General features: G+C 72.5%; 11 protein-coding genes. 5 read left to right on the top strand and 6 right to left on the bottom strand.

The window, feature by feature from the left end:
- Positions 1-54 precede the first annotated feature (54 nt).
- From ffh to ftsY, 6 genes are all read right to left on the bottom strand, one after another.
- Positions 55-1,608, bottom strand: coding sequence for a signal recognition particle protein (gene ffh / locus O7611_RS05030; RefSeq protein ID WP_269696287.1), 1,554 nt, complete (start codon positions 1,606-1,608; stop codon positions 55-57).
- 114 nt (positions 1,609-1,722) lie between these two features.
- Positions 1,723-3,987, bottom strand: coding sequence for a [protein-PII] uridylyltransferase (locus tag O7611_RS05025; protein ID WP_194799707.1), 2,265 nt, complete (start codon positions 3,985-3,987; stop codon positions 1,723-1,725).
- Positions 3,988-4,004: 17 nt separating this feature from the next.
- Positions 4,005-4,343: a P-II family nitrogen regulator gene (locus O7611_RS05020; RefSeq protein WP_013284578.1), complete on the bottom strand. Its 339-nt coding sequence runs from the start codon at positions 4,341-4,343 to the stop codon at positions 4,005-4,007.
- A gap of 25 nt (positions 4,344-4,368) precedes the next feature.
- Complete coding sequence (locus tag O7611_RS05015; RefSeq protein WP_194799706.1) at positions 4,369-5,724, bottom strand: ammonium transporter; 1,356 nt, start codon at positions 5,722-5,724, stop codon at positions 4,369-4,371.
- A gap of 166 nt (positions 5,725-5,890) precedes the next feature.
- The gene (locus O7611_RS05010) at positions 5,891-6,754 is read right to left on the bottom strand and encodes a phosphotransferase (RefSeq protein ID WP_174361701.1); all 864 of its coding nucleotides are present in this window, start codon (positions 6,752-6,754) and stop codon (positions 5,891-5,893) included.
- A gap of 8 nt (positions 6,755-6,762) precedes the next feature.
- Complete coding sequence (gene ftsY / locus O7611_RS05005; protein WP_013284575.1) at positions 6,763-7,953, bottom strand: signal recognition particle-docking protein FtsY; 1,191 nt, start codon at positions 7,951-7,953, stop codon at positions 6,763-6,765.
- A 146-nt stretch (positions 7,954-8,099) separates the two neighbouring features.
- Here ftsY and O7611_RS05000 point away from each other — a divergent pair, with 146 nt between their 5' ends.
- The 5 genes from O7611_RS05000 (at position 8,100) to O7611_RS04980 (ending at position 13,036) form a co-directional block, all read left to right on the top strand.
- Complete coding sequence (locus tag O7611_RS05000; RefSeq protein WP_194799705.1) at positions 8,100-9,812, top strand: alkaline phosphatase D family protein; 1,713 nt, start codon at positions 8,100-8,102, stop codon at positions 9,810-9,812.
- 13 nt (positions 9,813-9,825) lie between these two features.
- Complete coding sequence (locus O7611_RS04995; protein WP_013284573.1) at positions 9,826-10,251, top strand: MarR family winged helix-turn-helix transcriptional regulator; 426 nt, start codon at positions 9,826-9,828, stop codon at positions 10,249-10,251.
- Between the two features lie 108 nt (positions 10,252-10,359).
- On the top strand, positions 10,360-11,949 hold the full coding sequence (locus tag O7611_RS04990) for an MDR family MFS transporter (protein ID WP_269696286.1): 1,590 nt from the start codon (positions 10,360-10,362) through the stop codon (positions 11,947-11,949).
- A 2-nt stretch (positions 11,950-11,951) separates the two neighbouring features.
- The gene (locus O7611_RS04985) at positions 11,952-12,440 is read left to right on the top strand and encodes a universal stress protein (protein WP_194799703.1); all 489 of its coding nucleotides are present in this window, start codon (positions 11,952-11,954) and stop codon (positions 12,438-12,440) included.
- A 68-nt stretch (positions 12,441-12,508) separates the two neighbouring features.
- A complete protein-coding gene (locus O7611_RS04980) occupies positions 12,509-13,036 on the top strand; it encodes a DinB family protein (RefSeq protein ID WP_194799702.1) in 528 nt (175 codons plus the stop codon).
- Positions 13,037-13,039 lie beyond the last annotated feature (3 nt).

Below are 13,039 nucleotides of genomic sequence, written 5' to 3'. Positions count from 1 at the left end.
CAGGGGGCGACATCACCTTAAGAGACAGCAATGTCGCCCACCGTCACCGACACGCTACCGCGGGCCCTTGTCGCCGCCCTTGCCGAGCTTGTTGAAGTCGATCTTCGGGAGCTTGAAGCCCGGCGGCAGGCCCTGCCCACCGGCCAGGTCGCCCGGGTCCAGGCCCGGCGGGAGCTGCGGCATCCCGCCCGGGAAGCCGCCCGGCATGCCGGCGCCGGTACGCGGCCGCCCGCCGCCCTTGGTGCCCTTGCGCTTGTTCTTCGGCGACTTGGTCGCCTTGCGCCGGCCGCCGCCGGGCAGGCCCATCATGCCGCCCATCTGCTTCATCATCTTCTGCGCGTCGGCGAAGCGGTTGAGCAGCTGGTTGACGTCCATGACGGTGACGCCGGAGCCGTTCGCGATGCGGGCCCGGCGGGAGCCGTTGATGATCTTCGGGTTGGTGCGCTCGGCCGGGGTCATCGACCTGATGATCGCGGTGACCCGGTCGAAGTGCTTGTCGTCCAGCTCGGCGAGCTGGTCCTTCATCTGCCCCATGCCCGGCATCATGGCCAGCACGTTGGCGATCGGGCCCATCCGCCGGACCGCGATGAGCTGATCGAGGAAGTCCTCCAGCGTGAAGGTCTCCCCGCCCATCAGCTTGGCGGTCATCTTCTCCTTCTGATCGGAGTCGAAGGCCGCCTCGGCCTGCTCGATCAGAGTGAGGACGTCGCCCATGCCGAGGATCCGGCTGGCCATCCGGTCCGGGTGGAAGACGTCGAAGTCCTCCAGCTTCTCGCCGGTGGAGGCGAACAGGATCGGCTGGCCGGTCACCTCGCGGACGGAGAGCGCGGCGCCACCGCGGGCGTCGCCGTCGAGCTTGGACAGCACCACGCCGGTGATGCCGACGCCGTCGCGGAACGCCTCGGCGGTACGCACCGCGTCCTGGCCGACCATCGCGTCGATGACGAAGATGACCTCGTCCGGCTGGACGGCGTCGCGGATGTTCGCGGCCTGCTGCATCATCTCGGTGTCGATACCGAGCCGGCCGGCGGTGTCGACGATGACGATGTCCCGGGCGGCACGGCGGGCGTGCTCGATCGAGTCGCGGGCCACCTGCACCGGGTCGCCGACGCCGTTGCCGGGCGCCGGGGCGTACACCTCGACCCCGGCCCGGCCACCGAGCACCTGGAGCTGACCGACGGCGTTGGGACGCTGGAGGTCGGCGGCGACGAGCAGCGGCTGGTGGCCCTGGCTCTTGAGCCAGCGGGCCAGCTTGCCGGCGAGCGTCGTCTTACCGGAACCCTGGAGACCGGCCAGCATGATCACGGTCGGCGGTTGCTTGGCGAACTGGAGCCGCCGCCCCTCGCCGCCGAGGACCTTGATCAGCTCCTCGTTGACGATCTTGACGATCTGCTGCGCCGGGTTGAGCGCCTGGGAGACCTCGGCGCCGCGCGCCCGCTCCTTGACGTTCGCGATGAAGCCCTTGACCACCGGCAGGGCGACGTCGGCCTCCAGCAACGCCATCCGGATCTCGCGCGCGGTGGCGTCGATGTCGGCGTCGGTGAGCCGGCCCTTGCCGCGGAGCTTGGTGAAGATCCCGGACAGGCGGTCACTCAAGGTGTCAAACACGCGAACATCCCGTTTGTCGTTTTCGGCGGGTACATGCTGCCGGGCCGGTGGTCCAGCCCACCGTTAGGGTAGCCCGCCGCCCGCACCCCCGCTCCGGCCCGGCGGCGCGTTCCGCTACACGGCGGCCAGCACCGCAGCCTCGATCCGGGCCCGTTCCTCGTCCGAGGGCCAGCCGCCGACCAGGTAGAACGCGTCCACCACGTCGCCGCCCAGCGTCGAGATCCGGGCCGCCCGCACCTGGGCGCCCGCCTCGTCCAGCGCGCAGGTCACCCGGTACAGCAGCCCTGCGGCGTCGGCGGCCCGCAGCTCCAGCAGCACCGCGTCGGTGGCCGCCTCCCGGTGCCACACCACCCGCGGCGCGGCGCCCTGGCTGCGCGCCGCGAGGGCCCGGCCGCGCAGCCGCTGGATGACCGACACGTCGCCGCCGACCGCGCGGCGCAGGTCGGCGCTGAGCGCGATCGGCTCCGGGGCCAGCCCGTAGCGCGGCTGCACCCGGCACTCGACCAGGGCGCGGCCGTCGACGGTGGCGGCGTCCGCGGAGATCACCTCCAGGCGGTGCAGCGCCAGGCACCCGGCCACCGTCGCGAGCAGCCCGCGCCGGTCGGCCGCGGCCACCGACACCCGGTCCTCCCCCAGGTGTACGACAGGCAGCGGCCCGGCCACGAGCGCCGGGTCCGGGGCCGGCGGGGCGGGCACCACACCGGTGTCCAGCGTGGTGCGCACCCGGCTCACCAGTTCGGCGATCAGCCGGCCCTTCCAGCCGGACCAGGCGGCCGGGCCGGTGGCGGCGGCGTCGGCGCGGACCAGGGCGTGCAGGAGTTCCAGCGTGCCGGTGTCACCGACCCGCTCGGCGACGCCGGCGACGGTCTTCGGGTCGGACAGGTCACGGCGGGTGGCCACGTCGGGCAGCAGCAGGTGCAGCCGGACCAGCGTGCCGATGAGCGCCGCCTCGTCCGGCGGCAGCCCGATCCGGGTGGCCACCGCCTCGGCCAGCGGCGCGCCGACGGTCGAGTGGTCGCCGTCCAGCCCCTTGCCGATGTCGTGCAGGAACGCGCCGAGCAGCAGCAGATCGGGCCGTTCCACGTCGCGGGTGTGCCGGCTCGCCTCGTACGCGGTCTGCACCAGGTGCCGGTCGAGCGTGAACCGGTGCACCGGGTTGTGCTGGGGCAGGCTGCGCATCCGGGTCCACTCGGGTAGCCAGCGGTCGATCAGCCCGTACCTGTCGCAGGTCTCCCAGGCGGGCACCAGGCCGGGACCGGCGCCGAGCAGGGTGATCAGCGCGGCGCGGGCCGCCGGTGGCCAGGGCGCGGGCAGCGGCGGGCAGTACGCGGCGAGCCACTCGCAGGTGGCGCGCGCGATCGGCAGCCGGGTGGTGGCAGCGGCGGCGGCCACACGTAGCGACAGGCTCGGGTCGGGGCGGGCCCCGATGGCGGTGCGGGCGAGCACGAGTTCGCCGTCCTGCTCCACCACGTCCCGGGCGACCGGGCGGCGCAGCGGGCGGCCGGGCGCGGCGCGGTGCCGGCCGGAGCGGAGCCGGTCGGCGGCCCGCCAGGCGTCGTCGAGGGCGTGACTGACGGTGCGGGCGTCGCCGGCCACGAGCCGCAGCAGCGCGTCGCCGTCCTCGGCGCCGAGCAGCCGCGCCACGCCGTCGCGTTCCTGGGCGACCAGGCGGTCGACCCGGCGGCCCACCTGCTGGTGCAGCGCGTCGCGGGTGTCCAGCAGCCGCCGGTGCGCCGCGTACACGGCGGGACGGAGCGCGTCGGTGACGCCGGCGGTGGCGATGGCGCGCAGGATGCCCACGTCGCGCAGCCCGCCGGCCGCCTCCTTGAGGTCACCTTCGAGCAGGAAGGCCAGTTCGCCGTGCGCCTCCCAGCGCGCGGCGGTGATCTCGCGCAGGCCGGGGAGCTGGCGGATCGCGGTCCGCCGCCAGTGGTCGGTGGCGGTACGGGAGAGCTGGTCGGTGAGCGCCGGATCGCCCGCCACGTGCCGGGCGTCGAGCAGGCCGAGGGCGACCTTGACGTCGTCCTGGGCCACCGACAGCGCCTCGGCGACGGTGCGGACCGAGTGGTCGAGCCGCAGCCCGGCGTCCCAGATCGGATACCAGAGCGACGCGGCCAGCTCGTCGATGCCGGGTACCCCGGCGTGCAGCAGCACCAGGTCGAGGTCGCCGTAGGGGGCGCACTGGCGACGGCCCAGCCCGCCCACCGCGACGAGCGCGACCCCGTCCCGGTCCGGGAAGGCCCGGCACAGCCAGGCGTCGAGCGCGTCGGCCCGGGCGGTCCGGGCGGCCGCGCCGATGCCGGCGGGAACGCCGGCGACCTCGTTGACCACGGGCACGCCGTCCCCGGTGGGGGCGGCGGCCGTGGTCAACGAGGTCACGTCGGCGGATCCGGCGATCAGAGGGCGTCGAGCCCGCGCTCGCCGGTACGCACCCGGACGACCTCCTCGACGCCGGTCACCCAGACCTTGCCGTCGCCGATCTTGCCGGTCCGGGCGGCGCCGACGATCGCGTCCACGATCTTGTCGACGTCCATCTCGTCGGTGAGCACCTCGACCCGGATCTTGGGCAGGAACTCGACCGTGTACTCGGCACCCCGGTAGACCTCGGTGTGCCCCTTCTGCCGGCCGTAGCCCTGGACCTCGCTGACGGTCAGCCCGGCCACGCCGAGCGCGTGCAGGGCCTCCTTCACCGCGTCCAGCTGGTACGGCTTGATGACCGCGGTCACCAGCTTCATGTCCAACCCCTCCATCCCAGGAACGTTAACCGGCGACCTTCTCGCTGACCGGCGCGGACTCGTCGGTCTCGACGGCGGGCTCCGCGGCCGACTTGCCGGCGCCGATCCCGGCCATCGCGAACGCACCACCGCTGCTGCCCGTGGTGGGCGACAGGTCGTAGCCGCTCTCCGCGTGCTCGGCGATGTCGATGCCGTCGACCTCGGCCTCGGCGGAGACCCGCAGGCCGATCGTCTTGTCGATCACGAAGCCCAGGGCGAAGGCGACCACGAAGGAGTAGACGCTGACGATCAGCGCGCTGATCGCCTGCTTGCCGAGCAGCGAGGCGTCGCCGCCGACGAGCAGACCGTCGGTCTCCACCAGCGAGCTGACCGAGGCGGTACCGAACAGGCCGATCCAGAGGCAGCCGATCCAGCCGCCGACGAAGTGCACGCCGACCACGTCGAGCGAGTCGTCGTAGCCGAGCCGGTACTTCAGGCCGACCGCGAGGGCGCAGACCGCACCGGCCACCACGCCCAGCAGCACCGCTGCGGCCGGGGTGATGAACGCACAGGCCGGGGTGATCGCGACCAGGCCGGCGATGGCGCCGGACGAGGCGCCGACCAGGGTCGGCTTGCCGTCGCGCAGCCACTCCACGACGATCCAGCCGAGCAGCGCGGCGGCGGTGGCGACCTGGGTGTTGATGAACGCCAGCGCGGTGACCCCGTCGGCGGTCAGCTCGGAACCGGCGTTGAAGCCGAACCAGCCGAACCACAGCAGCGCGGCGCCGAGGGCGACCATCGGGACGTTGTGCGGCTTCATGCTCTCGCGCGGCCAGCCGACCCGCTTGCCGAGCACGAGCACCAGCGCGAGCGCCGCCGCACCGGCGTTGATGTGCACGGCGGTACCACCGGCGAAGTCCAGCGCGCCGATGTCGCCGCCGATCAGCCCGCCGCCCCAGACCATGTGGGCGACCGGGAAGTAGACCAGGGTGGCCCAGCCGAACGCGAACAGCAGCCAGCCGGCGAACTTCACCCGGTCGGACAGCGCACCGCTGATCAGCGCCACGGTGATGATCGCGAACATCATCTGGAAGGCGATGAAGACGTAGATCGGGATGCCGGTCTCGCCCCACAGGTCGCTCTCGCCGACGAAGGTCTTGGTACCGAGGTACTGGCCCAGGTCACCCCAGAACCTGCCGCCCTCGCCGAAGGCGACGGTGAAGCCGTAGAAAAGCCACAGGATGCTGACGAGCCCGATGGACGAGAAGCTCATCATCATCATGTTCAGAACGCCCTTGGACCGGTTCAGGCCGCCGTAGAACAGCGCGAGACCGGGGGTCATGAGCAGCACGAGGGCAGTCGAGACAAGCAACCAGGCAGTGTTCCCGGTGTCGATCTCCACGCTGCCTCCTCTCGTTGTCGTATTCCTCCCTCCGACTGAGACCTGGCAGCATCGCCCGTCAGCCGGTTGCGCGGAAGCTTTGTCGCCGGCTGTTTCCTTCAGCGACACCGCGCGATTTCCGACGCGTGACGGGTTGTTTCCGGCGTGTGAAGAACGCCGATCTTGCTCAGCGCAGCGCGTACTCCAGCTGGTGCCGCTCGTAGTCGAGCAGCCGCAGGTCACGCATAGGGCGACGCAGGTGGCCCTTGTGAACGATCCGGACGAACGCCGGCTCACCGGCGGCGGCCATCCGCCGGATGCCCTCGACGTGGTCGACGATGCGCTTGCGGATGGTCCGGATGAGCCGGTGCCGGTCGCGCGGGATCAGCCCGTACGCGTCGGCGAACAGCCGCAGCCGGCGCGGCCGGTCCGGGTGCTTCCAGCCGAGCGTGATCGAGTCCCGGTCGGAGAAGATCGGCACCCAGGTCCAGGCCGCGTACGCCACGTCGTAGATCCGGGCGCCGGGCGAGGCGAGGTCGAAGTCGATCAGCCCGAGCGTGCCGTCCGGCCGCCAGATCACGTTGTGCGGCGCGGCGTCGTGGTGGCAGATGACCTCGGTGTCCGGCGGGGGCGGCCCGAACGAGCGCCAGACCGCGCCGGGCGGCGGGGTGAAGCCGTACTGCGCGTCGTGGAACATCCGCAGCATGGTGGCCACCGTGACCAGGGCCTCGTCGGTGACCCAGTGCGGGGCCAGCGGGTACTCCCCGCACTCCCCCTCCAGGTACGACAGGACCTCCCGGTTGCGCTCGTCCATGCCGAGCGCCCGGGGCGCGCCGGTGAATCCGACGTACTCCAGGTGGCGCAGCAGCGCGTGCACGGAGGGCGTCCACGGGCCGGCGTTGCGCCGGACCGTGTCTCCCACACGGACCACGGTGCTCACGTTCCCGCCGTGCAGCGGGATCTCCTGCGAAGTCACGTACGGTCTCCCGAGGCGTGGCGACGGGTGGCTGGGGTCGCGCCACCCCGCGTAGGCGCGATCGTCAGTCGTCACGGGAGAGGCTACGCGTCCCGGGCGAGCGGCTCGGTGCCGAGCAACGCGTCGACGAACTGTGCCGGGTCGAACGGGGCCAGGTCGTCCTTGCCCTCGCCGAGGCCGACGAGCTTGACCGGGATGCCGAGCTTGCGCTGCACGGCGATCACGATGCCGCCCTTGGCGGTGCCGTCGAGCTTGGTCAGCACCACGCCGGTGACGTTCACCGCCTCGGTGAAGACCCGCGCCTGCTCCAGCCCGTTCTGGCCGGTGGTGGCGTCGAGGATCAGCAGCGTCTCGTCGATCGGGCCGTGCTTCTCCACCACCCGCTTGACCTTGCCCAGCTCGTCCATCAGGCCGATCTTGTTCTGCAGTCGGCCGGCGGTGTCGATGAGCACGGTGTCCACGCCGGTGTCGATGCCGCGCTTGACCGCGTCGAACGCGACGCTCGCCGGGTCGGCGGCCTCGGGCCCGCGGACCGTCTCGGCGCCCACCCGGCCGCCCCAGGTCTCCAGCTGGTCGGCGGCGGCGGCCCGGAACGTGTCGGCGGCGCCGAGCAGCACGCTGCGGCCGTCCGCGACGAGCACCCGGGCGATCTTGCCGCAGGTGGTGGTCTTGCCGGCGCCGTTGACGCCGACCACGAGCACCACCGCCGGGACGCCCTCCTTCGGCGCGGTGCGCAGCGAGCGGTCCAGGCCCGGGTCGAGCGCGTTGACCAGCTCGGCGGCGAGCAGCGCGCGCAGTTCCTCCCCGGTCCGCGTGCCGAGCACCCGGGTCCGCTCGCGCAGCCGGTCGACGATCTCCCGGGTGGCGTCGATGCCGACGTCGGCGGTGATCAGGCTGTCCTCGATCTCCTCCCAGGTGTCCTCGTCCAGCCGGTCGCGGCTGAGCAGGCCGAGCAGGCCCTTGCCGAAGACGTTCTGCGAGCGGGACAGCCGCGAGCGCAGCCGGACCAGGCGGCCGGCGGTCGGCTCCGGCACCTCGACCTGCGGCACCTCGACCGGAGGGGCCGGCGGCGCCTCGACCACCACGCCGGTGGTGAGTTCCGCCTCCGGGGCCTCGACCGGCGGGCCGGCCAGGTCCTCCTCGGTCCGGGTGTCGACCTCCGTACGCGGCAGCGGCGGCTGCGGGCGCCGGCGCAGCCGGGGCACCACGAGGCTCAGGCCGCCGATGATCAGCACGCCGAGCAGGGCGAGAGCGACGAGGAGGTATTCCGTCATGCCCGAAATCCTGTCAGATGCCGGCGACGGCGTCCCACTCACCGCCTCGGCACGCGAACAACCTGCGGGTACGCTCACACCGGAAGGCGTACCGCAACCGCCGGCCGGGTAGGAATCAGCCGCAACGATCTTGTCGGAGGTGCGTCGTGCCCGGTTCCCGCCTGCTCATCGGCCCGCTGCTGCGCCGGGTCGTCGACACGCGGGCGACCGTCTGGGTGGAGACCAGTTCGCCCGCCGTGGTCACCGTCCGCACGGCGGACGGCGCCACCGGCAGCTCGCCCACCTTCTCCGCGTACGACCACCACTACGCGATCGTCGTGGTGAGCGGGCTCACCCCGGACGCCGCCACGACCTACGAGGTGCTGATCGACGACGAGGTGGCGTGGCCGCTGCCGGACTCGTCGTTCCCGCCCAGCGTGATCCGCACCCGCGCACTCGACGACGCGGACCAGCCGGTGCGGCTGCTGTTCGGCTCGTGCCGGGAGACCACCCAGCACTCCACCGCGCGGAAGCTGCCGCCTGATGCGCTGGACGCGTACGCCCGGCGGGTGATGGCGGCGCCCGACGAGGCCGTGCTGCCCGACCTGCTGGTGCTGCTCGGCGACCAGGTGTACGCGGACGAGACCTCGCCCACGGTGCGGCGGCTGCTCAAGCGCCGCCGGCGGCGGCCGAAGGACGCCCCGGCGACGCAGGTGGTGAGCTTCGACGAGTACACCAAGCTCTATCTGGAGTCGTGGCGCGACCCGGAGATCCGCTGGCTGTTCTCCACCGTGCCGAGCGTGATGATCTTCGACGACCACGAGGTGATCGACGACTGGAACACCTCGCAGTCGTGGCGCGCGGACATGCGCGAGCAGCCGTGGTGGGCCGAGCGGATCCGCAGCGGCCTCGCCTCCTACTGGGTCTACCAGCACCTGGGCAACCTGAGCCCGGACGAGATCGCCGCCGACCCGGTGTACGCGAAGGTGATCGCCGCCGAGGACGCCACCGGTGTGCTGCACGAGTTCGGCGAGCGGGTCGACAAGGAGGCCGACCTGGCGCACGACACCGAGCGCTGGCGGGCCGTGCAATACCAGTGGAGCTACGCGCTGGACCTGGGCCGTACCCGCCTGGTCATGCTGGACAACCGGTCCAGCCGGGTGCTCCTGCCCGGCAGCCGGGCGATGCTGCCGCCGGGCGAGTGGTCGTGGTTCCTCGACCAGGCGCACGGCACCTACGACCATCTGGTGGTGGGCAGCTCGCTGCCGTGGCTGCTGCCGCCGGGCATCCACCACGTCGAGGCGTGGAACGAGCGCCTGGCCGACTCCGACCGGCAGTGGGTGGCGCGGATCTCCGAGCAGATCCGCCGGGCCCTGGACCTGGAGCACTGGGCCGCGTTCCGGCGCTCGTTCGAGGCGCTGGGCGAGCTGTTCGCGCGGCTGGGCAGCGGTACCGCGCCGCGCACCGGGGCGCGGGTGGGCGCCGGGCCGGCGTACGCGCGACCGGCGTCGATCAGCGTGCTCTCCGGTGACGTGCACCACTCGTACGTGGCGCGGGCCCGGTTCGCCGACCGTGACGTCCGCACACCCGTGTACCAGCTCACCTGTTCGCCGATCCACAACCAGGTGCCGGCCGCGATGCGCCCGCTGATGACGCTGGGCTGGAATCCCGGCCCGGCCGGGGCGACCCGGGCGCTGGCACGCTCGGCCGGGGTACGCCGCCCGCCGGTGCGCTGGCGGAAGCTGGCGGGGCCCTACTTCGGTAACGCGGTCGCCACGCTCACGCATCAGGGTCGCAGGGCCGCCGTGGTGATAGAGGGCACGACCAGCGAGGGCGAGCTGCGACCGGTGGCGCAACAGCAACTCAGCGACGGGGACTGAGTACCCTCTGAGCGTGGACGAGACGCTGCGCGCCGTGGAGCACGAGTTGACCGCGCTGCTGCGCCGCGGCCGGGCGTTGTCCTGGGAGATCGCCCGCGAGGTCCACCCGAACCTGGAACCGAACGCGTACGGCCTGCTGCTCTGGCTGCGCCGCTCCGGATCGATCCGCCTCACCGACCTGGCCGCGAAGCTGGGCATCGGGAAGGGCACGCTGAGCCGCCAGATCGGCGGGCTGGAGGCGCTGGGCCTGGTCCGGCGCGACCCGGACCCGACCGACCGGCGGGCGGCCCAGCTGAGCCTGACCGAGGAGGGCACGCGGCGGTTCGACGCGGCCCGGGCGGCGCGACTCGGACAGATAAGGCGTTCGCTCGAAAGCTGGCCGAAAGAGGACGTGGCGGACCTGGCCCGGCTGATGCACCGCTTCAACGAGTCGTTCTGATGCCCCCGGCGGGGGGAACAAAGCCGGTCCGGCAGGAGTTGTTGCTCAAGGCAACGACTTATACGGTTGCCCAAGGCAACCTTTTTCCCGCTCCGGAGGCAATCCACGATGACCCAGGCGACTGCGCCCGCGCGGGCGACCGCCGTCGACATGTCCCATCGGCAGATCCTGGAGGCGCTCTCCGGCCTGCTGCTGGGCATGTTCGTCGCGATCCTCTCCTCCACCGTGGTCTCCAACGCGCTGCCGCGAATCATCACCGACCTGCGCGGCGGCCAGTCCGCGTACACCTGGGTGGTCACCTCGACGCTGCTGGCGACCACCGCGACCACGCCCATCTGGGGCAAGCTCTCCGACCTGTTCAGCAAGAAGCTGCTGGTCCAGCTCTCCCTGGTGGTCTTCGTGCTGGGCTCGGTGCTCGCCGGGCAGGCGCAGACCACGGGTGAGCTGATCGCCTGCCGCGTGGTGCAGGGCGTCGGCGCGGGCGGCCTCACCGCCCTGGCCCAGGTGATCATGGCGACGATGATCGCGCCGCGCGAGCGCGGCAGGTACAGCGGCTACCTCGGCGCGGTGATGGCCGTCGGCACCATCGGCGGCCCGCTGATCGGCGGCGTCATCGTGGACACCTCCTGGCTCGGCTGGCGCTGGTGCTTCTACGTCGGCGTGCCGTTCGCCGTGCTCGCCCTGGTCGTGCTCCAGCGGACGCTGCGCCTGCCGGTGGTCAGGCGCGAGGTGAAGATCGACTGGTGGGGTGCCACGCTCATCACCGCCGCCGTCTCGCTGCTGCTGGTCTGGATCACCCTGGCCGGCGACAGGTACGACTGGATCTCCTGGACCAGCGGCGTGATGGTGGCCGGCGCGGCGGTGCTCGGCGTGCTCGCCGCCCGGGTCGAGAAGCGTGCCGCGGAGCCGATGATCCCGCCGCACCTGTTCCGCAACCGCACCATCACGCTCGCCGTGATCGCCAGCATCGCGGTCGGCGTCGGCATGTTCGGCGCCTCGGTCTTCCTCGGCCAGTACTTCCAGATCAGCCGTGGCGCCAGCCCGACCATGTCCGGCCTGATGACGCTGCCCATGATCGGCGGCCTGCTGGTCTCCTCGACGGTGGTCGGCCGGATCATCACCGCCACCGGTCGCTGGAAGAGCTGGCTGGTCATCGGCTCGGTGCTGCTCACCGCCGGCTTCGCGCTGATGGGCACCATGCGCGCGGACACCCCGTACTGGCGCCTCGCCGTGTTCATGGCGCTGATCGGCCTCGGCGTCGGCATGAGCATGCAGAACCTGGTGCTGGCCGTGCAGAACACGGTCCGCCCGGACGAACTCGGCGCGGCCAGCTCGGTGGTGGCGTTCTTCCGCAGCCTCGGCGGCGCGATCGGCGTCAGCGCGCTCGGCGCGATCCTCGGGCACCGGGTCGCCGGCTACCTGGCCGACGGCCTGAGCCGCCTCGGCGTCCCGGCCTCCGGGTCGGGTGGCGGCGGCCTGCCGGACGTGCACACGCTCCCCGGCCCGATCCGCGCCGTGGTCGAGTCCGCGTACGGCCACGCCGCCGGTGACATCTTCCTGGCCGCCGCCCCGTTCGGACTGCTCGCCCTGATCGCTGTGGTCCTCATCCGGGAGGTGCCGCTGCGCCGCTCCAACGCCGAGCCGGTGCCCGCCGGACGGGAGACGGCCGAGGCCGTTCCGGCCGGAACGAAGGACTGACGATGGACGCCGCGGAGCGTGAACGGTACGGCCCGCAGACCCGTCCGCTGCCCTACGAACGGGGTACGGACGGGCCACGGGTGGTGCTCGTCGGCGTGGACGGCAGCCGCACCTCGATGCGCGCCGCCGCGTACGCCGCCGGACTGGCCCGGCGGCAGGGCGCCACGCTGGTGGCGGTGTTCGTCAGCTCGCCCGCCTCGTACAGCGCGATGCTCTCCGGCGTGGTGGCCGGTGCGGTCCAGCAGACCCACGACGAGCTGGCCGACGAGCTGCGCGCGGAGTGCCGGCGCGGGGCCGAGGAACTGGACCTGCCGGTGACGTTCCTGTGCCGGCGCGGCGACGCCTACACCGAGCTGTGCCGGGCCGCGGACGAGCACCGGGCCGACATGGTGGTGGTCGGCTCGTCCGAGCAGGCCGGGCACAGGCTGGTCGGCTCGGTCGCCACCCGGCTGGTGCGCACCGGCCGCTGGCCCGTCGTCGTGGTCCCCTGAGGGTGCAAGGAAGGGCCCCCTGTTAACGCCTCGCGTTGTACCGGGGGCCCCTCTTACCATCTGCGCCCATGACCTGGACCGTTCCTGAGATCGACCGCCGCCACGAGCCCTACGTCGCCGACGAGCGCACCATGCTCGAAGGCTGGCTCGACCACCACCGCGACACGCTGGTGCACAAGTGCGCCGGGCTTACCGCCGAGCAACTGCGCACGCCGAGCGTGGAGCCGTCCGGGCTGACCCTGCTCGGCCTGGTCCGGCACATGGCCGACGTGGAGCGCTGGTGGTTCCGCATCCGCGCCGGCGGGCAGGACGTGCCCACGCTGTACGACTACAGCACCGACCCGGACGCGGACCACAACGACATCGCCGACGCCGACCCGGCCGAGGCGCTCGCCACGCTGCGCGCCGAGATCGACGCGGCCCGGGAGGCGGTGGCCGGCCTGCCGCTGGAGCACACCTTCCACCACCGCCGGGGCGACACCACGCACGAGATCAGCCTGCGCTGGGTCTACGTCCACATGATCGAGGAGTACGCCCGGCACAACGGCCACGCCGACCTGATCCGGGAACGCATCGACGGCGTCACCGGCGCCTGAGCC

This window comes from Micromonospora sp. WMMC273 (genome assembly GCF_027460285.1).
GTDB classification, from domain to species: Bacteria; Actinomycetota; Actinomycetes; order Mycobacteriales; family Micromonosporaceae; genus Micromonospora; species Micromonospora aurantiaca.
Note: the sequence above shows the minus strand (reverse complement) of the source record. Positions and strands in the feature narration are given on the sequence as shown.